This is a genomic window from Thalassospira sp. HF15, from assembly GCF_011806525.1.
GTDB lineage: Bacteria > Pseudomonadota > Alphaproteobacteria > Rhodospirillales > Thalassospiraceae > Thalassospira.
In genome coordinates, this window is sequence record NZ_JAAVKI010000006.1 from 35288 (window position 1) to 56433 (window position 21146).

21 protein-coding genes are annotated in these 21146 nt (G+C 54.6%); 14 read left to right on the forward strand and 7 right to left on the reverse strand.

Going from position 1 to position 21146, the window contains the following annotated elements; all coding sequences use genetic code 11:
- Positions 1-211: 211 nt before the first annotated feature.
- Complete coding sequence (locus HED22_RS14235; protein ID WP_167723378.1) at positions 212-2818, forward strand: PAS domain-containing sensor histidine kinase; 2607 nt, start codon at positions 212-214, stop codon at positions 2816-2818.
- 68 nt (positions 2819-2886) lie between these two features.
- Here the strand turns inward: HED22_RS14235 and hmpA are convergent, their stop codons facing one another.
- From hmpA to HED22_RS14255, 4 genes are all read right to left on the reverse strand, one after another.
- Entirely contained in the window at positions 2887-4101 is a 1215-nt protein-coding gene (hmpA, locus tag HED22_RS14240; RefSeq protein ID WP_167723381.1) for an NO-inducible flavohemoprotein, read from the reverse strand.
- Positions 4102-4235: 134 nt separating this feature from the next.
- Positions 4236-4637, reverse strand: a complete 402-nt coding sequence (locus HED22_RS14245) for a group III truncated hemoglobin (RefSeq protein WP_167723383.1) — start codon at positions 4635-4637, stop codon at positions 4236-4238.
- A gap of 123 nt (positions 4638-4760) precedes the next feature.
- A complete protein-coding gene (locus tag HED22_RS14250) occupies positions 4761-5204 on the reverse strand; it encodes an Rrf2 family transcriptional regulator (protein ID WP_167723385.1) in 444 nt (147 codons plus the stop codon).
- Between the two features lie 96 nt (positions 5205-5300).
- Complete coding sequence (locus HED22_RS14255; protein ID WP_167723387.1) at positions 5301-6338, reverse strand: sodium:calcium antiporter; 1038 nt, start codon at positions 6336-6338, stop codon at positions 5301-5303.
- Between the two features lie 325 nt (positions 6339-6663).
- On the opposite strand from HED22_RS14255, the gene HED22_RS14260 reads away from it, so the two are divergent.
- The 4 genes from HED22_RS14260 (at position 6664) to HED22_RS14275 (ending at position 10455) form a co-directional block, all read left to right on the forward strand.
- Positions 6664-7365, forward strand: coding sequence for a hypothetical protein (locus tag HED22_RS14260; RefSeq protein ID WP_167723389.1), 702 nt, complete (start codon positions 6664-6666; stop codon positions 7363-7365).
- A 204-nt stretch (positions 7366-7569) separates the two neighbouring features.
- A complete protein-coding gene (locus HED22_RS14265) occupies positions 7570-8289 on the forward strand; it encodes a transporter substrate-binding domain-containing protein (protein WP_167723391.1) in 720 nt (239 codons plus the stop codon).
- Positions 8290-8618: 329 nt separating this feature from the next.
- Positions 8619-9344: a hypothetical protein gene (locus tag HED22_RS14270; protein ID WP_167723393.1), complete on the forward strand. Its 726-nt coding sequence runs from the start codon at positions 8619-8621 to the stop codon at positions 9342-9344.
- Positions 9345-9555: 211 nt separating this feature from the next.
- Entirely contained in the window at positions 9556-10455 is a 900-nt protein-coding gene (locus HED22_RS14275) for a DMT family transporter (protein ID WP_167723395.1), read from the forward strand.
- Here the strand turns inward: HED22_RS14275 and HED22_RS14280 are convergent, their stop codons facing one another.
- Entirely contained in the window at positions 10456-10989 is a 534-nt protein-coding gene (locus HED22_RS14280; protein ID WP_167723397.1) for a hypothetical protein, read from the reverse strand. It lies immediately after the preceding gene.
- 2 nt (positions 10990-10991) lie between these two features.
- A complete protein-coding gene (locus HED22_RS14285; RefSeq protein WP_167723399.1) occupies positions 10992-11780 on the reverse strand; it encodes a DUF4198 domain-containing protein in 789 nt (262 codons plus the stop codon).
- A 103-nt stretch (positions 11781-11883) separates the two neighbouring features.
- On the opposite strand from HED22_RS14285, the gene nikR reads away from it, so the two are divergent.
- The 3 genes from nikR (at position 11884) to HED22_RS14300 (ending at position 14418) form a co-directional block, all read left to right on the forward strand.
- On the forward strand, positions 11884-12363 hold the full coding sequence (gene nikR / locus HED22_RS14290; protein WP_167723401.1) for a nickel-responsive transcriptional regulator NikR: 480 nt from the start codon (positions 11884-11886) through the stop codon (positions 12361-12363).
- A gap of 584 nt (positions 12364-12947) precedes the next feature.
- Entirely contained in the window at positions 12948-14021 is a 1074-nt protein-coding gene (gene recA / locus HED22_RS14295) for a recombinase RecA (protein WP_167723403.1), read from the forward strand.
- 91 nt (positions 14022-14112) lie between these two features.
- The gene (locus HED22_RS14300; protein WP_167723405.1) at positions 14113-14418 is read left to right on the forward strand and encodes an NIPSNAP family protein; all 306 of its coding nucleotides are present in this window, start codon (positions 14113-14115) and stop codon (positions 14416-14418) included.
- Positions 14419-14464: 46 nt separating this feature from the next.
- On the opposite strand, the gene HED22_RS14305 is transcribed toward HED22_RS14300, so the two are convergent.
- Positions 14465-15538 carry an AraC family transcriptional regulator gene (locus HED22_RS14305; RefSeq protein WP_254870063.1) on the reverse strand — a complete coding sequence of 358 codons (1074 nt, stop codon included), beginning with the start codon at positions 15536-15538 and terminating at the stop codon, positions 14465-14467.
- Between the two features lie 98 nt (positions 15539-15636).
- On the opposite strand from HED22_RS14305, the gene HED22_RS14310 reads away from it, so the two are divergent.
- The 6 genes from HED22_RS14310 to alaS all read left to right on the forward strand — a co-directional run bounded on the left by HED22_RS14310 (position 15637) and on the right by alaS (position 21027).
- Positions 15637-16689 (forward strand): hypothetical protein, encoded by a 1053-nt coding sequence (locus HED22_RS14310; protein ID WP_167723407.1) that lies wholly within the window; start codon positions 15637-15639, stop codon positions 16687-16689.
- Positions 16690-16914: 225 nt separating this feature from the next.
- Positions 16915-17055: an entericidin A/B family lipoprotein gene (locus tag HED22_RS14315; RefSeq protein ID WP_167723408.1), complete on the forward strand. Its 141-nt coding sequence runs from the start codon at positions 16915-16917 to the stop codon at positions 17053-17055.
- Positions 17056-17159: 104 nt separating this feature from the next.
- On the forward strand, positions 17160-17336 hold the full coding sequence (locus tag HED22_RS14320) for a DUF1328 domain-containing protein (RefSeq protein WP_167723410.1): 177 nt from the start codon (positions 17160-17162) through the stop codon (positions 17334-17336).
- A 201-nt stretch (positions 17337-17537) separates the two neighbouring features.
- Entirely contained in the window at positions 17538-17681 is a 144-nt protein-coding gene (locus HED22_RS14325; RefSeq protein ID WP_167723412.1) for an entericidin A/B family lipoprotein, read from the forward strand.
- Positions 17668-18183, forward strand: a complete 516-nt coding sequence (locus HED22_RS14330) for a GNAT family N-acetyltransferase (protein ID WP_167723414.1) — start codon at positions 17668-17670, stop codon at positions 18181-18183. Before HED22_RS14325 ends, HED22_RS14330 begins: the two co-directional genes overlap by 14 nt.
- Before the next feature lie 189 nt (positions 18184-18372).
- Complete coding sequence (gene alaS / locus HED22_RS14335; protein ID WP_167723416.1) at positions 18373-21027, forward strand: alanine--tRNA ligase; 2655 nt, start codon at positions 18373-18375, stop codon at positions 21025-21027.
- The last annotated feature ends 119 nt before the right edge of the window (positions 21028-21146 follow it).

A 21146-nucleotide genomic window follows, 5' to 3' on the forward strand; every position in this document is an offset into this window, starting at 1 on the left:
CAAAATCGTGACCTGAAACCGCGGGATTGTAATCTTCGAAAGGCAGGACCATTCTTGGTTCCTGCCTTTCGCATATTTTGCGGGCGTTGCGTTCGGTTTGGGTGATTGCCGGGCTGTGTGATGGACGACAAACTTGTCGGTAGCCAGTTGGGCGATAAGCAGCTAAAAGTATAGACTATTTTGTTAAGTTATTGTCGTTAAAGGCGGTCGCGTGCTGTTTCGGGGACTTATCCTTGCTGTAAGTGTCGCATTTGTTGCGTTTGTCTTCGTCCTGATGGACGTGTTGGCAAAGGCGGGTCTTGATGCGCGCCTGATGTGGATTATCGGGGCGATGGTCACCGGTGTCGCTGTTGTGGCGGTTGCGTCGCTGTCCCTGTCGGCAAAGCTGCGCAATGGCGGGCATGATGGCCTTGGGCCGCTGATTTCCGGTTTTGCGAAATCCGACATCGGCGTTGCGTTGATTGATGCCTATGGCAAGACGCTTTATGCCAACCCGGCCTTTTCATCCAAGCTCGGCATTGATGCGGGGTCGGACATGTTGTCCGCGCTTGAGGCACGTCTGTCCTTCCTCGGGATTGGCAGTGACGAACTTGCAGAGCTCCGTACGCGCGCCATGCGCGGCGAAGGCGGACAGATGTTTGTCGATCTTTCGCGCTCCGAAAAACTTCAATCAGACAACGCTGCCTCGGATAAGGATGGCGGCGAAAACGCCGATGATGGCGAACAGGATGACAGCAAGCCTGATAAGTCCAAATCGCCTGCCGGTGCGTGTCTGCGCATTTCGGTGACTGCGGCGAATGCGCGTGCCGGCCAGATGCTGTGGACCGTCGACGGTGTGGATAGTGTCGTTCTCGCCGATAGCGATGCGTCCTTGCTCCTGCCGCCCTCAGACCCCCAGAAGAGCTTTGCCCTCTCAGCACCTCAGGCCACCGAAATGGCGGCCAACCTGCCGGTTGCAGCGGCGCAAAGCGGCTTTGAGCATGCCGATCAGATGATCGAACGTTTGCCGGTCGGGGTGTGCGGGCTGGATGAAGAAGGCCGCATTCTGTACCTCAACCGCCGTCTGGCAAGCTGGCTTGGCGGGGAGCCCGAAGACTTTAACAATGGTTCCGTCGAACTTGCCGATCTGATCGTTGGCGACGGGGTCAATGGCGAGGTCAAGTTCAAGGTGGCCGGTGGCGAGCCCATTCGCTGCTTTGTGACCCATTCGATCAATGCGCCGGGCACCGGTCCGGTACGCAGTCAGGCCGTGATCTTCCCCGATCCGATGCCTGCCCATGAATGGGAACACGCGCTGGCCGAAACCGAACGCCGGGTGCGCTGGTTCTTTGATGAAAGCCCGCTTTCGATTGTTCTGGCTGATATGTCGGGCACGGTGACCGATGCCAACCGGTCCTTCATTGTCACGGCCGGACAAAATCATGACAAGGTTGTCGGGCGCTCCATCCTTGAGTTGATCCTGCCTGAAGACCGCGACGAAGTGGCGCGCTATTTGTCGAAGGCCGTGATGGGCATGGGCAAGGGCGGACAGATCGAAGCCCGCCTTGCCGGTTCACGCGGGGTTGCCGCGCAGATCTATCTGCAACGTGTCGCAGGCCGTTCGGGTGAAGCCGGTGCGTTGCTTTTGAACTTCCTTGATACGACCGAACAGAAGAACCTTGAGGAACAATTTGCCCAGTCCCAGAAAATGCAGGCTGTTGGACAGCTTGCCGGTGGGGTGGCGCACGACTTCAATAACCTTCTGACCGCAATGATCGGGTTCTGTGATCTGTTGCTGTCGCGGCATGGGCCGGGCGATCCGAGCTTTGCCGATATCATGCAGATCAAGCAGAATGCCAACCGTGCTGCCAACCTTGTCCGGCAGCTTCTGGCGTTCTCGCGCCGTCAGACCTTGCAGCCGAAAATCATCAATATCACTGATGCCCTGGCCGAGATGTCCAATCTTCTGCGCCGCCTGATTGGCGAGAAGATCGATCTGAAGGTCAGCCATGGCCGCGATATTGGCTTGGTCAAAGTTGATCCGGGCCAGCTTGATCAGGTGATCATCAACCTTGTCGTCAATGCGCGTGATGCCATGGCGGGCGAGGGTGGAACGCTGACCGTTCAGACCAGCACCGAAATCATCGACGAGCCGACCGCAACCGGGACCGAGGTCATACCACCGGGCGACTATATCGGCATCAAGGTTACCGATACCGGGATCGGCATTCCAAAAGAAAACCTCACCCGCATTTTCGAGCCCTTCTTCTCGACCAAGGAGCGCGGCGAGGGCACCGGTCTTGGCCTTTCGACGGTTTATGGCATCGTCAAACAGACCGGCGGCTTCATTGCGGTCAACAGCGAGGAAGGCAAGGGTACAACCTTTACCATCTATCTGCCGCGTTATGAGGCCTCCGAAGAAGAGCTTGCTGAAACGCAGGCGGTGATCGAGGAAACCCCGTCACGCGATCTGACCGGGACGGGTGCGATCCTTCTGGTCGAGGATGAGGATGCAGTCCGAACATTCGGTGCCAGGGCCCTGCGCAGCAAGGGCTATGACGTGCTTGAAGCCAATAATGGCGACAACGCGCTTGAGGTGCTGAACAACACCGACAAGGTGATTGATCTGGTGATTTCGGACGTTGTCATGCCGGGCATTGACGGCCCGACCCTGATCCGCATGCTGCGCGAACAAAAGCCGGAACTGAAAGTCATCTTTATCTCGGGCTACGCCGAAGATACCTACCGCGATGAGCTTGATGAAGAAAACGGTGTGCACTTCCTGCCCAAGCCGTTCTCTCTCAAAGACCTCGCGACCAAGGTCAAGGAAGTGCTCTAGCCGCGCGGGCGTCGCGGAATACGGAAACAAACAAGGCGTCTGTTGTTCAGACGCCTTGTTTTTTTTGCTTACGCTGCAATGTTTTCGTCGGTGGGGCCGAAGAACTCGTAATGGATGCGGTTGGTTGCAACACCGCGTTGTGCAAGTGCAGTTACCATTGTGCGCAGGAACGGTTTGGGGCCACACAGGAAAAAGTCGGCAGTGTGAAGCGGGGTGTTGGCCGAGAGCCAGTCTGGTGAAATATATCCATCCTGATCATGCGTTTTCCCGCAGACATCATCGTTCGTCGGTTCGCTGTAGAACGTCATGACAGACATCTTTCCATGCTGTTGGGCGATCTGACGGACATGTTTGTCCATCGCATGGGTTCGGCTGTTAAGTGCGCCATGGACATAATAGGCCTCGATATCCGGGTAATGCGCGCCGATGGTTTCTGCAATACTGACCATCGGCGTCAGGCCGACACCAGCCGACAGCAGCACAACAGGACGTTCAGGTTCATCAGGCAGGAAGAAATCACCCGCGGGCGGGGTCAATTCGATGACATCGCCAATCTTTGCTGTTTCATGCAAAAAGCGCGATCCGCCTTGGCCGTTTGGTTCGAGTTTGACCGAAATGCGATAGTGGTCGTTATTCGGCGCGCAGGATATCGAATAGTTGCGCTTTATCGAGCGTTCATCCTTAAGGGTAAGCCGCAGCGTCAGATACTGTCCCGGACGATGGGCCAGAACGGGCAAGCCATCGACAGGCGACAGCGTAAAGGACGTGATCACGTCACTTTCCTGCTGCTTGCTCGATATGGTGAATTCGCGCCATCCATTCCAACCACCCTTGCTGCTTTCAAGTGTTTTGCGAATGTCTGCTTCGCGATTGATCAGGATGTCGGCCAGAAACCAATACGCTTCTCCCCAAGCCGCAAGAACTTCCTGGGAGATATCCGGTGCAAGGACTTCTTCAATGGCAGCAAGAAGCGCGCGGGCAACATATTCGTAATGTTCGGGCAAAATGTGATAGCCGATATGCTTATGGGAGATGCGCTCAACAACCGGGACCACTGCATCCAGATTGTCGATATTCTGTGCATAGGCGATCAGCGCAGCAGACAGGGCATGGACCTGTGATCCGTTTTTACCTCGGTTCGAGTGATTGAAAAGCGCACGGATATGATCATCCTGGAACAGTTTTCCATACATCACTGTCGTAATGTCGCTGCCCCGTGCGGAAAGCACAGGGACGGTTGATTTTACCAATTCAATGGTGCGTGCAGAGAGGGCGTTTGACATTGCAAAAACTCTTTCAGGCTATGGTTGAAGACAGGGGTGACGGTTCGGCGCTTTGCGAAAAGAGCCGGGACATCTGAAAACTTGATGGAAGCAAGCGAAGTTAGGCACCTTGCCGGAGCGCTTGCGGTGATGTGTTAGGGATGAATGTCGACATGCTGGTGTCCGTGACACGGTTCATACATGACGGCCTTTAGCCGGGACGAAATGCGCTGGGCCTTTGTCTGCATGATCATGGCAATGTCTGGTGACAGCATTTCGTTCGTGGTGGCTGTCCATATTTCAAGCCAGCGATCAAACATTTTTGCGGTAATTCGATCAGAATGCAGCGTATGCATGACAAGCGGATTTCCCTTGTAGCGACCCGATGCCAGCATCAGTGACGACCAGAAATCTTCCAGACGGGCGAGGTGTTCGGTCCAATCTTCGACAATGTCGTTAAAGACCGGTCCAAGTTCGGGGTCCTTGCGCACGCGCCCATAGAATACCGACAGCAGCTCTGTGATTCTTTGCGGGGGTATTTCATCAACAGTTTTCATGGCGACCTCTTAATAAGTATTCTAAATGCATATATTACTGTAAATGCGCATTGTAAATACCAATTTTACGGTGTCGCACTTTTAACTGAGTGGATTCAGTCTAATGGTCTGAGATAAAATGATTTATTCGGCGTTCATGCTAAGCAAAAGATCGAACATGCCGCTCTGACGTTTTAAAACATCTGCAAGTGTGACCTGATCGAGCGTCTTGAAAAACGACTCTTCTGCGTCTTTAAGAACGACCGCAAGGCCACAGGCAGCAGCCAGCCGACAGTTGCCACGATCTTCGCGCATACATTCAACAAGGGCAGTCTGGCTTTCAAGTTTGCGCACGAGCGTTCCGATGCAAATCTGATCAGGTTGCCGTGCCAGTGCGATCCCGCCACTGCGCCCGCGGATTGTCTCAATATAACCTTCATTCGCCAGCCACTGGGTGACCTTTGCAAGATGGTTGTATTTGGCGTCATGGATGGCGGCAATTTCGCGTGTCGACATCAGGCGACCATTAGCGGTTGCCAGATGCATCATGACTCTCAGCGCATAATCAGTGAAACGGTTTAACTGCATGAATTCATTCTACAGATAAAAATGCGCATTTGAAATGCAAATAATGGTACGCTGATCAGCGGGTGACGTAGGTCGAGACGGTTAACGCTTTATCGCTTACCCCGCCAAATAGAATGCGGATCCCCCATAAAGTGCCAGCATCGCGACACTTTCCCAGCCGATATTGCCAATGCCTTGCCGTTCGCGGTTCAGCATGCCGAGCAACAATACCCCGCTCATCAGAATGACCAGTGCGATGGTAAACAGGTGCTGGTCGGTAAAGGCGGCGTAGATCGATCCATCGCGATAGGCGAAGTCGGATGCCGCCAGGAACAGCACGTCAAAGGCATTGCCACCAATGATGTCACCAACCGCCAGATTGACCGCCCCCATGCGCACTGCTGCAATGGCCGATACGAATTCCGGGAAGGATGTTGAAATCGCGGTCAGGAATGTGCCGACGGCAGTTTCACTGATGCCGGTTTTATCGACAATCGCAAGTCCGGCCTGACCGATGACGTGACCGGCAATGGCAGTCAGAAGGGCGAAGGCAAGAAACTCCCCCCACAGCCGTGCGGAGCTTTCCGGATGGCTGTCGGCCCCGTCATGTTTGGCGTCTTCTTCGGTCAGGTCGGTTTTCTTGGGGTGCCACATCGGTTCATCGCGGATTTCCGACAAAAGGCTTAGACCAAACCCGTAAATGACAAACAGTAGGATGGAGGCCGGGTGGATATGAAAGATCATCCATTCCGGCCCGGCATAGGCCAGGATCGGTATCGAAAGCATGCTGACAAGCAAGGTTGTCTGGGCAAGTCCGGTCGCGCTGGCTGCGGCATGTTCCAGATTGCCCTTGCGATACACCAGATCGGCAATCGCCAGAAAGGTTGTCTGCGCGGCAATCCCGCCAAGTGCATTGCCGATCGCAAGATCGGTATGCCCCTGCCACGCGGTGGTGACAGACAGAACACTTCCCGGCAGGCTGGTGGACATGCCAACAAACAGCGCACCGGCGATGATTTGCCCCATACCTGTGCGCTCGGCCAATTTAACGGCAATGCCGGCAAGGCGCGTTCCGGCAAACCCGATAATCAGTGTGCAGATTGCAAAGGTCACTATGATGATGCCAAGCGACTGCTGGCCGAGGTCAAAGGGCATGCACTGCTTTCCATGATCAGAGAAGACTACTTTGTGTAACTTCTGGCAGCCGTGCTTGTTCCCTTCGTTTGCTACGGGGGGACGAAAGCCTGTTTACAACATGTCGGTTATCAGAGTCCCCGGTTTGCAAGTTGCGGTAGTTTCAGTTGCAAAAATATCTCACTGAACTGGGTAAAACGGGCTGTTCGCACTGGTCAACGTGCGTGATCCAACCTATCTTTTAGCATAAGAGGTCAACAAGGCCTGAACCAAGTTCCCGACCGAATGCCGTTAAAGCCGTCGGATGCGGCAACAAAGCAAAAATTCAAACGCCGTGGGGGTATGTATGGCGTGCTATTCAAAGCACAGATTTGCCAAAACCTGTGCTTTTGCAACGATTTGTTTTGTTGCCCTTTTGCTGTCTTTCCGCCTGTTGCCATCTGCCAGTGCGGATCCGAATTGCCTTCGGATCGCTTTGCCGGAAATCGACATTAGCCAGCAAAAACTCGACCTGTATCAGCAAGTGATGAGGAATGCAGGGCTGTGTGTTTACCCACAGGCCATGCCGCAAATTCGCGCACTTTCCGCACTGAGATCGGGCCGGATTGATGGCGTTTTTGCCGCGCGTGAAGATTTGCCCCGATTGGTCAACATGCCAATGGTTCCCGGTGATGTTCTTCTTGGTACTCTGGCCGGATATCTGATTGTGCGTGAAGGCCCGGTTGAGAGTGTGGCTGATCTAAGCGACCAGATCCTTGGCGTTCCATTGGGGGCGACATGGTGCACCAAACTTGTTGATGACTATGACAATGTTGTCAAAGTGCCACGCGGAACAAAAATGTTACAGCAGATGCTGGCCGAAGGCCGCATTGATGCAATGCTGGCGGATGCCTATTCCCTTGGACTTTCCGGTGGTGTGCCCGCGGGCTACAAAGCCGTCACGGTTGCTGAGTTTGAAGTGCATAGCTGGCTGAAGGCAGAGTTTGCTGACTTGAAGCCGCAGTTTGATCAAGGGACCAGCGATTATCTCAGCGCACTGCAGAATTAACATTGCGCGCAGCGGTTCTATTGGATGGATATCGTGGGATCCATGCAAAGCTGGCACTTGGTGCTAGGTGATTGACGGACTTCAATATATTCTTCTTTTCAAAGGATCACGAAGATCCGCATGACACGACTTGTGATCCAAGCACAAGCCGAACTTCCCGGGATACGGTCGTTCAACAGTTAGTTGGTGCCGTGGGAGCCTACAATGATGTGTCTTCAATTACGCCGGTTTGTAAGAACCTCTGTTTTTTCGACGATAAGCTTCGTTGCGCTTTTTCTTTATTTTGCATTTTTGCCAAATGCAAAGGCGGAGCAGACCTGTCTTCGAATTGCTTTTCCTGAAGCTGCCATCGACCCGGCCGGAGCGGAACTTTATCGGACAATAATGCGCGAGGCGGGACTGTGTGTGGACCCCGTCCCAATGCCCAATGCACGGGCTTTCATGGCCATGCGCCATCATCAGGTTGATGGCGTGTTTGCCATGCTTAAACAGTTCGAGCGGAAGCTGGGGGTACCTGTTATCCATGGGACAGTTCTTGTGGCTGAGCAGGAGGGTTTTTTGGTGGTTAAAGAGGATGGGCCGCACACTATTTCGGAATTGACCACCGAAGACATTGGTGTCTGGCTTGGTGCCTCTTGGTCAGAAGACTTGCTCGCAGATTACGATCATATCGTGCGTGTGCCGAGGGGACCGACAATGATGAACAAGATGCTCGAGAAAGGGCGTATTGATGGCATGCTGTTGAATGGTTTCTCAATCGACGTTCTCGGTGGCGTGCCTGACGGTTTTGTTCAGGTGCCCGTAACCAAGCTTTCGGTTTATAGCTGGCTTCATGCAGAACATGCCGATCTTCTGGCAAAATTTGACGCTGGTACGGCTAAGTATCGTGACCGAATGATAGCTTGGTACAGTCAGAAAACGTAAATACTTAAATTTTTCGGTCGGCTTTGTCTGCGTTGCCTTGTTTTTCCGCATCGCGATGCATGGCCCCTAGCAACACCAATGCATGAAATGACGTTCGCGTTCGGCACACCAGAATCTTGTGCCGATACCTATACGTTTGAATTGTATTTGGCAGGAAGGCGCGCTTGCAGGGGCTTTGCAATTGCGCTTATAGTTTTCCCATAACGGCAAAAGCCGAAATCAAGAACCAATGAAAATGATCCGACCGCACTCAGTGACGGCGGGCACACAGGAAGGTTAAGCAACATGTCTCGCAACGACGGGACAAATGTTGCCTTGGGGGTGATACCATGGCGCTTCGTAAGCCCACTGCGATCATTCGGTCGTGCATGTATGCTGTCATCTTGCTGGCAGCCGTAATCCTTTCCTTTGAATTGCTGCCATCGGCAAAGGCAGAGGACGACGTCTGTCTCAAAATCGCCTTGCCGGAAATGGCTGATCATGTTCGCTCTGCCGAACGTTATCGCGCGGCGATGGCCGAGGCCGGATTGTGCGTGCAACCGGTCTGGTTGCCCAATAAGCGCACGGCTATCTCGCTTAAACGCGGCGAAATTGACGGTGTTTTTGCCAGTGGCGACACCATTCAAAAGTCGGCCGGCGTGCCGCTTGTTGCCGGTGGTGTCGTTGTTGGTCGTCCGAAAAGTCTTCTGGTTACTGCGGATGAAACCGTGCAGGCGCTGAGTGATCTCAAGGACAAGGAGATCGGCGTCTGGCTCGGTGATGAGCGTGGAGAACAGGAACTGGTCGGACTTGCCCACATTATGACGGTGCCGGGGGGCGCGGGCATGATGTTGCGTATGCTGCGTCATGGTCGGTTGGATGGTTTGTTGATTGACGATTTCTCGCTCAGTCAGACCGGAGGCGTCCCGGAAGGCTATCGCACCATCGAGCTTGAGACGCTCACGACCTATAGCTGGCTGCGCAAGGAATATGAGGCCCTGTTGCCGAAGTTCAATCGCGGTACGGATATCTTTCGTGCGTCCCTTGATCTCAACAGACCGGAAAACAAATCCTGACGACCATGCGTAGCGGGCGACGTCAAACAGCGTGCCTCTGCAAAGCAGGTTTGCCATCATCCGCAGTTCGACCAAGGGCACGCCATGCAATAATAGCCATTGCAAATCATCCCGAATTTGCGCTGTATGAGTGAAAGGGTCGATCCACCACGACCCTGAAACCCAACCGGCCCTGAGGCCGGACAGATAAACTGTTTTGGAAACGCGCCCCATGATCCCCCTGTTTGGCGAGGCTGCTGCCTTTACGGCGGCGCTCTGCTGGGCCAGTTCCAGCATGATTTTTTCCAATGTCGGCGGCAAGGCAGGGGCTCAGACGGTCAATCGCGGGCGTCTGGCCTGCTCGATCTTTTGTCTGACGGTGCTGCATTGGATCCTCGAAGGGCAACCCTGGCCCAATTCCGTGACATGGGAACAGCTTGGCTGGTTGTCGCTTTCCTCGGTGTTGGGGCTGGTGATCGGCGATGCCCTGTTGTTTCAAGCCTTTGTGATGATCGGGGCGCGGCTATCGATGCTTCTGATGTCGACCGTGCCAATCATGGGCACGGTTTTGGCGTGGCTGTTGTTTGATGAAACCCTGCGTCCTGTCGAGATTACCGGGATTGCCTGTGGTGTTGGCGGCATCCTGATTGTCATTTTGGGTAAAAAGGGACGTCCGGTCGGGCTGGTCGGCCGCGATTACGCGGTGGGTATTCTGTTTGGTCTTGGTGGTGCGATCGGGCAGGTGGCCAATTTGATCACCGCAAAATATGCCCTGATCGACGGATATTCCGCCCTGTCGGCCAGCTGGATCCGAACGTTGGTCGCGGTCATCGCGATGTGGGGGCTTGCGGTCATTCTCGGGCGGGTTCGGCGCACGGTCACGGCCTGTATCGCGCCAGATGTGGGCAAGTGGCTTCTGCTTGGTGCGTTTATCGGGCCCGCAGTCGGGGTTTGGTTGTCGATGCTGGCGGTGCAAAACGCCAATGTCGGCATTGCCTCAACCCTGATGGCCCTGCCGCCCGTGCTGCTGATTGTCTATGAAGGCCTGATCTTGCGCAAACCGGTTGGTGTGCAGGCGGTGGCGGGCACGTGCCTTGCGTTCGTTGGCGTGGCCTTGCTGTTCATGCCCTGATCAGTTCGAAGCTTTTCGTGCCATCTGGCGGCGCTGCCAGATTAAAAGTCCCCCGAACAGGTTTAGCAGAAGGCTGCAGCCAAACAGGATGCTGGCCCAAATTGGCAGATCAAGCAGTGCCGGTGTTCCTTGCATGGTGGTTGGCGAGGGTGTTGCAGAGCCTTGTTGCCCACCAGCCGCGCTGTTCGGTTGATAGGTCAATTGCACAACATGACCCATGCCATCGGCCACCTTGATATCAAGATCGGGTTTGGGGTCTTTTAGAGCGGGAAGGTTACCCAGCCCGATGGAAAATTGGCCAACCCGATCCGTGCGCGCCTTTTGCCAGACCTTGCCGTCCTTGGTTGTCACAACAACCTCTGCAAAGGCCATGGGGGAGCCGTCGGTATATCCAAAGCGATAGGTTTTGGTGTTGCCGGTATCTTCAACCTGCCAACCGGCACCATGTGCATTGGCCGGGGCGGGTGCGACCAATGGCCCTGCAAACAGCAGGGCCATCAGAACTGACAATCGGGAAAAAGCGATCCGTGCCATCATTATTCGTCGACGGCAAAGGACAGGGTGGCGCGAATGTTATGACCATTAACGCCTTCCTCGGCATCGGGGACGTCGGTCGCAACACGCACGATCCACAGGCCGGGGGCGGAAACCCGGACCTTCGCAATGCCGCTGCCATTTTCAGTATTCAGCGTTTCGGTCGCATAGGCCCAGGAGGCCGGCGTTTCGGTAAATCCGGCATAGGTCGCCAGAACCGAAGTTGTCAAAGGCTGACCATTGAGAAGAATCTGGAATTCGGCATCTTCGCCAACCTTGGTGTCACGCGGATCGCGAAGCGGGACGATTTCAAGTGTGTCGCCAATCGGTTGGGTGACCAATTCGTTTGCGTCTTGGCCACCGGTCAGAAGCTTGGCAAACTTTTCATAACGTTTCGATGTAACGGCATCAGGATGCTCGTCTGCGCCACCTGCTTGCCAACCATCCGGGGTTTGTGACCAGACAACACCCAAACGATGGGCAGAAATCCAGCCAGCGTTTTTCGGGATGTCAAACGTGCCGATCAGATTGGGGGCATCGTCATTGACCGAAATCGCAATGTCGTTCTTGCCATCCGTGGTAATCAACGTGGCGCGGACATCTTTTTTGCCTTCTGCTTCTTCGGGAAGGCCAAACTGATGGGTCGAATCAAGGGCAAGTGTCGCAGTCTCGCCCGGTTTCGCATTTGCCGGTGTGTGGCTTGCGATGAATTCATGGGCGTTTGCCGACATACCGATCAGGAGCGTTACCGCACCAATCACCATGCTGGTTGCGAACTTTGGTTGAAACATTTGCGATCCTTTGGGAAATTGGTTTAATGGAAAAACAATGTCGGTATGAACTTTTCAAAAAAGATCATACTCGTCAAGCCGTTAGTTGTGAAAGGTAGTCAACATGACCCGTGTGACCGTATCGATTGAAGACGATCTGATGGAGGCGTTTGACACTTTTCTTGATCACCGCGGCTATACCAACCGCTCAGAGGGCTTTCGTGATCTGATCCGCGAGAAGCTTCAGAATACCAAGCTGGAAGACAATGCTGACGGGGTTGGTATCGCTGTTCTGAACTATGTCTATGATCACGAAGAACGCATGCTGGCATCCCGTCTGATGAGCACCCAGCATGAACATCACAACCTTACGGTCTCGACCGTGCATTTCCATGTTGATCACGATACGTGCCTTGAAAGCGTGACCTTGCGCGGACGGCTGTCGGAAATCCGTGCCTTTGCCGACAAGGTGCTGGCACAGCCCGGCGTGCGCCACGGGCAGCTTTATACCGTTCCCGGTGAATTGCATGTCGAAAGCCATCATCACGGTCATGATCATCATGGACATGCCCACAAGCACGAACATCTGAAAATCACCACCTGATAGCACGCTGTGACCGGGCCGAATTAAGGGCGTTATGGCATGGGGAAATCCCAATGTCGGGAGGGAGCTGTTCGATCACCGTGCGACGGCTCTTAAAATCGCAAGGCAGTTGACAACTGCACCTCCCATCCCCTGAGGGATACGCGTTTGGGACGCGATGCAAGAAGCATATAGCCTGCCCGCTGGAATACAATGTGCTCAGAATCCAAATAAATGTGCAGGACGTCCAATTATGTCCGTTCCGCCTGTCCTTTCGGGCTGTCATCTTACGCCATTGGTATCGCTTTGATCTGGTGCCCCTCATCCATTCATTCGGGCTTCAATCATCCTCATTAACGCAGTGCGTGGCGAACGTGCGATTAAACAACTCTCCGCAGTGAGAGGCACATAAATGAGAACAAACTTGCAACATCTGAATTTTTGTGAGAATGTTCGCATTATGTTCTCAACTGTTTTGTCGGCAGGAACACAGTGGCAGGCTGTGAAACAGGCAAAACATTCTAGCGGTGGCGTTCCGCATTTAGGTCCGGGGAACCGCCTGCGTTGCATCCAACCCGGCCCTGTGGAATAAGAGAGTTCGAGCAATGATTCAGACCGCGCTGCATTTGGTGGATAAGGATACTATGGATAAGCAGAAGGCACTCGAAGCCGCCCTTGGGCAGATCGAACGGGCATTTGGCAAAGGTTCGATTATGAAGCTGGGTCAGCGGGAAAGCGCCGTTGATATCTCCGCAATTTCAACCGGTTCGCTCGGTCTTGATATCGGGCTTGGTATCGGTGGTTTGCCGCGTGGCCGTATCGTCGAAATCTACGGTCCGGAAAGTTCGGGTAAAACCACACTTGCCCTCCATACCGTTGCAGAGGCGCAAAAACTTGGCGGTACCTGCGCCTTTGTTGATGCCGAGCATGCCCTGGATCCGGGATATGCCCGCAAACTGGGCGTAAATACCGACGAACTCCTGATTTCTCAGCCCGATGCCGGTGAGCAGGCGCTTGAAATCGCCGATACGCTTGTGCGTTCCGGTGCAATTGATGTTCTGGTCGTCGATTCGGTTGCTGCCCTTGTACCGCGTGCCGAACTCGAAGGCGAAATGGGTGATACCCATGTTGGCCTTCAGGCCCGCCTGATGAGCCAGGCACTGCGTAAACTGACCAGTTCGGTCTCGCGGTCGAACTGCATGGTCATCTTCATCAACCAGATCCGCATGAAGATCGGTGTGATGTTTGGCAGCCCGGAAACCACCACCGGTGGTAACGCGCTTAAATTCTATGCGTCGGTTCGTCTTGATATCCGCCGTATCGGTCAGATCAAGGACCGTGACGAGGTCGTCGGCAACCAGACGCGCGTCAAGGTCGTCAAAAACAAGATGGCCCCGCCGTTCAAGCAGGTTGAGTTTGACATCATGTATGGCGAAGGCGTCTCCAAGATGGGTGAAATCCTTGATCTTGGCGTCAAGGCTGGCATCGTCGAGAAATCGGGTTCCTGGTTCTCATATAACTCGACCCGTATCGGTCAGGGCCGCGAGAATGCCAAAAGCTTCCTGCGTGAAAATCCGGAAATGACCAAGGAGATCGAAACCAGCATTCGCGAAAGTGCCGGTCTGATCGCCGAAGCCATGACCAATATGAGCGAAGAGGACCCGGTCAACGACGATTGATCCGATCCATCTTGCGACATGATTTCAAAGGGGCGGGGTGCAGACGTATCCCGCCTTTTTTGTTCGCATTCCTTCTGACGGAGCTCCGCCTATGGTCACGTGCTATCTGAAATACATTATCGACAGCCACAAAATCCCTGAATTCGAAACCTATGCCAAACGATGGATCCCGATCGTCAATCGCATGGGCGGGACCCATCATGGCTACTTCTTGCCCCATGAAGGGGCCAGCAACGTCGCCTATGCACTGTTTAGCTTTCCTAGCCTCGCAGATTATGAGGATTACCGCGAACGCATGGCCAAGGATGCGGAATGCCAAGACGTCTTTGAGATGGAGGCGCGCAATCGCAGCATCATTTCGTATGAGCGCAGCTTCATGCGCCCGGTTCTAGATTGACTTTGAAGTCTACCTCAATCGGCTGGTTTCGAACGGCTTATCGAGTTTAGCGCGTGGTAACTGTTTGCTTTTGCCATTGGCTGGGCGTTTTGCCGGTGATGCGCAAGAATTCCCGATTGAAGTTCGATTTGGTGTTAAAGCCGCTGCCCAACATGGTGTCGGTGACATTTTCCCCGGCTTCCAGTGCGCGACAGGCATGCTCGATACGGTGTTTGTTGATATAGCGCGACACGTTTTCACCGGTCTGTGCGTTGATTGCGGTTGAAACCTGTTTTAGCGGATATCCCAGCCGCCGTGCGATGCGCGCCAGTGTCAAATCCGGATCAAGATACAGCTTTTCGCGCCCAACCAGTTCTTCAAGCTGTGCCATGATCTCTGCCACCGGAATGTCGGGATCTGCTTTCGGTTCTTCCCGATCAGTGCTTTGGACTTCCACTGCTTCGTCGCCATCACGCGCCATGGCAATGGCAGGTGACAGGGCAAGAAAGCCGATGGCCAGCAGGGCCAGCGATGAAAAGATGCTAAGGATGATGCCCGGTGCGCGTTCTGCCCCCAATTGCAGTGCCGCCGAAATCAGCGCGTCACTCAGCGCCGAGACGATCAGGGCAATGGCAATCACCCGCCAGATCAAGGCAGGTACCGGGCCAGATGCCAGACGCATATGGGCCAGATCATTACCCTGGCGATGCAGGGCCAGCAGAATGGCAAGCCCGTAACCAACAAACAATCCGCCCAGCAGCGCATCAATCAGGATTGGGACGAGGACCACCACACCCGCCATAACAACCGGTGCGGCAAGATGAAAGATGTCGCTGAATTGAAGACGCGGGCGTACCCCGCCTTCAAGAAAGGCGACCCATGCCAGTGCGGGTATCAAGGATGCGGTGACCGGCTGCACAAGCCGTAAATCCATGACGCCGTAGTAATGCACCAGCGACACCACAATGCTTTGAACAGCACAGGCCAGCAAAAGTGCGCCTAAAAGGCGCGATGTCTTTTCAAACAACACGGCCCGGACAAACAAAAAGCCCAGCAGCAGGGCAACAATCAACGGAACGGGTAAGGCAATCATGGTGGCGGCACTATCCAGACGGGCGTTATCCGGGCGGGCATGTCCCAAAACCGGTTTTGCACGTCCTTAAACCGGTTCGAGGACGCCAGAAACCGCAAAGCACATGCAATTTGATGTCCGTGAAACTTAGAACACGGATTGAAATCATGAAACACGTAACTTCTGCACTGACCCTTGCCATTGGCCTTTTTGCAACCCTGGCGTCCAACCCGGCCCATGCCGGTAAAGACCTTGCGGGCTATGATCGATTTGATGTTGATGCAGCCCATCGGTCGCGACCAATTGCGGCCTCAATCTGGTATCCGGCCGATACATTTATCTATCGCGCGCCGGTCAACAAAAGCGCGCTTTGGCAAAGCATCGATGCCTATATCGGGGCGGCGGTGCAACCGGGCAAGCACCCGTTGATTTTGCTCTCGCACGGCTCGGGCGGGAACATGGATGCGATTGGCTGGTTATCGTCTGAGCTGGCGCTGCGCGGGGCGATGGTGCTCGCGGTCAATCATCCCGGAAGCACATCGGGCGACTCATCCCCGCGCCGCCTGGCTGATCTTGGCCTGCGTGCCAAGGACATGCATGCTGCCCTTGATCAGGTCCTCGCCAGTCCGGAGTTCGAACCCTATATCGATACGGACCGCATATCGGCAGCGGGTTTTTCGCTGGGTGGTGCGACAGTGCTTAATCTTGCCGGGTTGCGCTTTGACCGCGATGCCTATCGCGATTACTGCCTGAAGTTTGGCAATGAGGTTCAGGATTGTGCGTTCCTGCAAAAAGGCGGCGTGCATCTCGATCAACTCTCCAAGGATTTTGAAACTGGATCAAAAGACACCCGCATTTCGCAGTTCGTTGCCATAGAGCCCGGCATGACGTTTGCGGTCAATGATGCCAGCCTTGCCGATGTTGATCCCGATTTACTGTTTATCCGTTTGGGGCGCGAACATGGTTGGAAGGCCGCGGATCTGACAGATACGGGAAGTGGCCTTTTGGGGAAACTCGATAACCCGTCCTATGCCGTTTTTGCCCCGGCCGATCATCTGACTTTCCTGGGGGAATGTGTCCCGGGTGCTGCCGAACTTCTGGCCGAGATGGATGACGATCCGATCTGCTCTGACCCGGAAGGCACGGATCGTGCCCTGATCCACCAGCAGATTATTGATGAAATCAGTCAGTATCTCTCCTTGAGTTCAGAAGCTTCCTGAACCGGCCTGATAATGCATGATTAAGCGCGCGGGGATCGCTTTTGATTCCCGCTTTCGCCAAGTGCCTCAAAATGATCATGATTGCGCAAGGCATTGGAAAACTGTGCGTTTCCAATGCCTTTTTATCTTCAAAACGAAGTGATGAACGGTGTTGTTGGGAACAATCGATGGTTGTCATCGTTAGAATTCCTGTGAGCATCGAAAAGAGTAAACAGGAGAAAGATCATGTCGAATACGATGAAAAAACTTTTCGCGATCCTGATGATTTCGGGCATGGGCCTTGGCCTTGCTGCCTGTGAAACCGCCGAAGGCTTTGGCGAAGATGTCGAAGATGCCGGTGAAGCCATTCAGGACGAAGCTGATTGATTGATAAGTTTGTCCTTACTTGTGTCGCTGACGGACCATTTGGCAGCGTCTGAATAAAGCGCGCCGATGGTCTGTCGGCACAAACCGACAAAGGAGATAAAAACATGTTAGGTTGGGCAGTATTTTGTTTGATTTTGGCACTGATCGCCGCCGTTCTCGGCTTTGGCGGACTTGCCGGTGCCTTCGTTGGCTTTGCAAAGATTCTGTTCTTTGTCTTTATCGCGCTGTTTGTGATTTCCCTTGTGGTCAACGCATTCCGCGGCCGTCGTCCGCCGGTCTGATTTAGACACTTGCATATCTGCGATACGAGCAACGCACCTAGAATGAGGACGCCATTTCGGCGTCCTTTTCGCGTTCCGACCAAAACCAGCCATCGCGATAACAGTTGCACGCAGAGATGCAGCACGCCAAACTGTCGCGATAAACAAAAAGACGGGTGAAATGCCCGTTAGTCGGACTTGAATGTGGAGCATCCTGAAAAGATGGAAACGATCACGAAGCGTCTTCTGGCCATCCTGATGGTTCTTGGCTTTGGTCTTGCCCTTGGTGCCTGTGAAACCGCCGAAGGGTTCGGTCGCGATATGGAAAACCTTGGTAAAACGATCCAGGAAAGTGCAGACGATTAGTCCGGGCACAAGCCGCCTTTACACCGAGCGTCTTGAACTCTCTGTGCCACGGCGGGCTGACATCCCTGATCTTTATGCTTTCCTTGGTGATCGTATTGCGATGCGCTTCACCCATTTTGATGAAAGCTTGCGTGCCTGTCGCAAGCGGGTGCTGGTGCATGAATGGTTCCGGCGCCGCGACGGGTTTGCGCCATGGGTTGTCAGGATACGCGAAACCGGCACCATCATCGGTTGGGGTGGGCTTTATACCGATCCGTTCGATCCCGGATGGGGACCTGAACTTGGCTATTACTTCGCCCCGACCGCTTGGGGGCAGGGCTTTGGCCGTGAATTGGCTGTTGCTGCACTTGAGCATGCCCGTGAAGCGACCACAATCAAGCAACTGACAGCTTTTGCCCATCCTGAAAACGTCGCATCGCGTAAACTGTTGCAGGGGCTTGGGTTCGAGGCTGTCGGGTTTGTTGAGGCGATGAACCGTGACCGATTCACATTTTTGCTTTGATCACGCTGAATTTTGCCTGTGCAAAAGCGGTTTGAAAGCCATCTGATCCCTTATTTTCGGAAAACTTGCGGCAAATGCCCCGGACTCCTTTCGCCTGACTGGACAGGTCAGGGCCGAGCCGCTAAATAGGGCAGTCCGTTCGCCAGCATGGCGGGCGCAGTTGTTCCGCGTTTTCCGGGTTGGAGAGATATGCAGACCGTTAACGATATCCGCACCACGTTTCTGGAGTTCTTCCGCAAGAACGGCCACGAAGTCGTTTCCTCCAGCCCGCTGGTGCCGCGCAATGACCCTACCCTGATGTTCACCAACGCCGGGATGGTCCAGTTCAAGAACGTTTTCACCGGCCAGGAACACCGCGATTATTCGCGTGCCGCGACCTCGCAGAAATGCGTGCGCGCCGGGGGCAAGCATAACGACCTTGAAAATGTCGGTCATACTGCGCGTCATCACACCTTCTTTGAAATGCTCGGCAACTTCTCGTTTGGCGACTATTTCAAGGAAAACGCGATTGAATTCGCCTGGAACCTGATCACGAAAGAATACGGTCTTCCGGCTGACAAGCTTCTGGTTACGGTTTATCACACCGATGACGAGGCACATGGTCTTTGGAAAAAGATCGCCGGGCTGACCGATGATCGCATCATTCGTATCCCGACCTCGGACAACTTCTGGTCGATGGGCGATACCGGCCCGTGTGGTCCGTGCTCGGAAATCTTCTTTGATCATGGCGATCACATCTGGGGTGGCCCTCCGGGCAGCCCGGAAGAAGACGGCGACCGTTTCATTGAAATCTGGAACCTCGTCTTTATGCAGTACGAGCAGATGGCAAATGGCGAACGTGTCGACCTGCCAAAACCATCCATTGATACCGGCATGGGTCTGGAACGTATTGCGGCTGTTCTGCAGGGCAAGCACGACAACTACGACATCGATCTGATGCGTGCGCTGATCGAAGCATCGGCGGATGCCACCAACACCGACCCGGATGGCCCGAACAATGTGTCGCACCGCGTGGTTGCCGACCATCTGCGTTCGACCAGCTTCCTGATTGCCGATGGTGTTCTGCCGTCCAATGCCGGTCGTGGTAACGTTCTGCGCCGTATCATGCGCCGTGCGATGCGCCATCTGCACATGATCGGAACGCAAGATCCGGTGATGCATGAACTGGTCCCGGCACTGGTCCGCAAAATGGGCGGGGCTTTCCCGGAACTGGTCCGTGCACAGGCCTTGATCGAAGAAACGCTGAAGCTTGAAGAGCAGGGCTTTAAAACCATGCTTGATCGCGGTCTCAAGATGCTTGATGACGCGACCGATGGCATGGATGCTGGCGCAACCCTTTCGGGCGAAGTTGCGTTCAAGCTTTATGACACTTATGGCTTCCCGCTTGATCTGACCGCCGATGCGCTTAAAGAACGCAAAATCGGTATTGATGAAGACGGCTTCACCACCGCCATGGAAGAACAGAAAGCCAAGGCCCGTGCGGCCTGGTCCGGTTCGGGCGAAGCGGCGACCGAGGAAGTCTGGTTTGACATCAATGACCGTGATGGCGCGACCGAGTTCCTGGGCTATGAAACCGAAACCGCCGAAGGCGTGATCACCGCCCTGATCAAGGATGGTGCCGAAGTCAAAACCGCATCGAAGGGTGACGAAGTCGCTGTCCTTGCCAACCAGACCACCTTCTTTGGTGAGTCTGGCGGTCAGCAGGGCGATGCCGGTGTGATCAAAACCGAAAACGGCGCAATCATCGAAATCAGCGATACCCAGAAAAAACTGGGTGCCCTGCATGTGCATCTGGGCAAAGTGACCGAAGGCGACGTTAAGGTTGGCGATGCGGCGGAATTCCGCGTTGATCATACCCGTCGTTCAAGCCTGCGTGCCAACCACTCTGCCACCCACTTGCTGCATGCGGTTCTGCGCAAGCATCTTGGCGATCACGTGACCCAGAAGGGGTCGTTGGTTGCAGCGGATCGTCTGCGTTTCGATATCTCGCATCCGAAGGCCGTCACGGCCGAGGAAGCCGCAGTGATTGAGGCCGACGTTAACAGCCTGATCCGCGAAAACAGCGAAGTCACCACCCGTCTGATGACCCCGGACGAGGCGATTGAACTCGGCGCGATGGCGCTGTTTGGCGAGAAATACGGCGATGAAGTCCGCGTTGTGTCGATGGGCGAACCGGTTGCCAATGAACATGCCTATTCGCTTGAGCTTTGCGGCGGTACGCATGTCAAACGCACTGGCGATATCGGCATGTTCAAAATCGTCTCCGAAGGGGCGGTTTCAAGTGGTGTGCGTCGTATCGAAGCACTGACCGGTGCCGATGCGGCGAAATACATGTCGGCCCGTGAAAACGTTCTGACTTCTGTCGCGGCTGACCTTAAGGCTGTGCCGGAAGATGTCCCGGCCCGCGTCAAGGCGCTGCAGGAAGAACGTCGTCGTCTGGAACGCGAAGTGTCTGATTTGCGCAAGAAGCTGGCAACGGCTGGTTCCGGTGCAGCTTCGGGCGGCGATGCGTTCAAGGAAGTCAATGGCGTTAAAATGGCGCTGCGGTCGCTTGAAGGTATTCCGGCCAAGGAACTCAAAGGCATGGTTGACGAGCTCCGCGATCAGATGGGTTCGGGCATTGTCGCACTCGTTTCGGGTGACGGTGGCAAGGCGTCCATCGTTGTCGGCCTGACCGAAGACCTCAAAGACACATACAGCGCAGTCGATCTTGTGCGCATCGGTGTTGAAAAACTCGGCGGCAAGGGTGGCGGTGGCCGCCCGGACATGGCGCAGGGCGGCGGTTCTGATCCGTCACAAGCCGACGCCGCACTGGCCGCGATCGAGGCACATATCGCTGGCTAAGCGATCCCGACGATCAAAAGTCTGATGAATAGAAAGGGCCCCAACCGGGGCCCTTTTTTATGGTGTTTCGAACTACATCGCGCCCCAAAAACTTATCTTTGGGTTGCATGACCAGCGCT

Bases quoted from the DNA above. Each gene is read 5' to 3' on its own strand.
- hmpA (WP_167723381.1), bottom strand. From the start codon at position 4,101: ATGTCAAACGCCCTCTCTGCACGCACCATTGAATTGGTAAAATCAACC.
- HED22_RS14245 (WP_167723383.1), bottom strand. From the start codon at position 4,637: ATGAAAACTGTTGATGAAATACCCCCGCAAAGAATCACAGAGCTGCTG.
- HED22_RS14250 (WP_167723385.1), bottom strand. From the start codon at position 5,204: ATGCAGTTAAACCGTTTCACTGATTATGCGCTGAGAGTCATGATGCAT.
- HED22_RS14255 (WP_167723387.1), bottom strand. From the start codon at position 6,338: ATGCCCTTTGACCTCGGCCAGCAGTCGCTTGGCATCATCATAGTGACC.
- HED22_RS14260 (WP_167723389.1), top strand. From the start codon at position 6,664: ATGGCGTGCTATTCAAAGCACAGATTTGCCAAAACCTGTGCTTTTGCA.
- HED22_RS14265 (WP_167723391.1), top strand. From the start codon at position 7,570: ATGATGTGTCTTCAATTACGCCGGTTTGTAAGAACCTCTGTTTTTTCG.
- HED22_RS14270 (WP_167723393.1), top strand. From the start codon at position 8,619: ATGGCGCTTCGTAAGCCCACTGCGATCATTCGGTCGTGCATGTATGCT.
- HED22_RS14275 (WP_167723395.1), top strand. From the start codon at position 9,556: ATGATCCCCCTGTTTGGCGAGGCTGCTGCCTTTACGGCGGCGCTCTGC.
- HED22_RS14280 (WP_167723397.1), bottom strand. From the start codon at position 10,989: ATGGCACGGATCGCTTTTTCCCGATTGTCAGTTCTGATGGCCCTGCTG.
- HED22_RS14285 (WP_167723399.1), bottom strand. From the start codon at position 11,780: ATGTTTCAACCAAAGTTCGCAACCAGCATGGTGATTGGTGCGGTAACG.
- nikR (WP_167723401.1), top strand. From the start codon at position 11,884: ATGACCCGTGTGACCGTATCGATTGAAGACGATCTGATGGAGGCGTTT.
- recA (WP_167723403.1), top strand. From the start codon at position 12,948: ATGATTCAGACCGCGCTGCATTTGGTGGATAAGGATACTATGGATAAG.
- HED22_RS14300 (WP_167723405.1), top strand. From the start codon at position 14,113: ATGGTCACGTGCTATCTGAAATACATTATCGACAGCCACAAAATCCCT.
- HED22_RS14310 (WP_167723407.1), top strand. From the start codon at position 15,637: ATGAAACACGTAACTTCTGCACTGACCCTTGCCATTGGCCTTTTTGCA.
- HED22_RS14315 (WP_167723408.1), top strand. From the start codon at position 16,915: ATGTCGAATACGATGAAAAAACTTTTCGCGATCCTGATGATTTCGGGC.
- HED22_RS14320 (WP_167723410.1), top strand. From the start codon at position 17,160: ATGTTAGGTTGGGCAGTATTTTGTTTGATTTTGGCACTGATCGCCGCC.
- HED22_RS14325 (WP_167723412.1), top strand. From the start codon at position 17,538: ATGGAAACGATCACGAAGCGTCTTCTGGCCATCCTGATGGTTCTTGGC.
- alaS (WP_167723416.1), top strand. From the start codon at position 18,373: ATGCAGACCGTTAACGATATCCGCACCACGTTTCTGGAGTTCTTCCGC.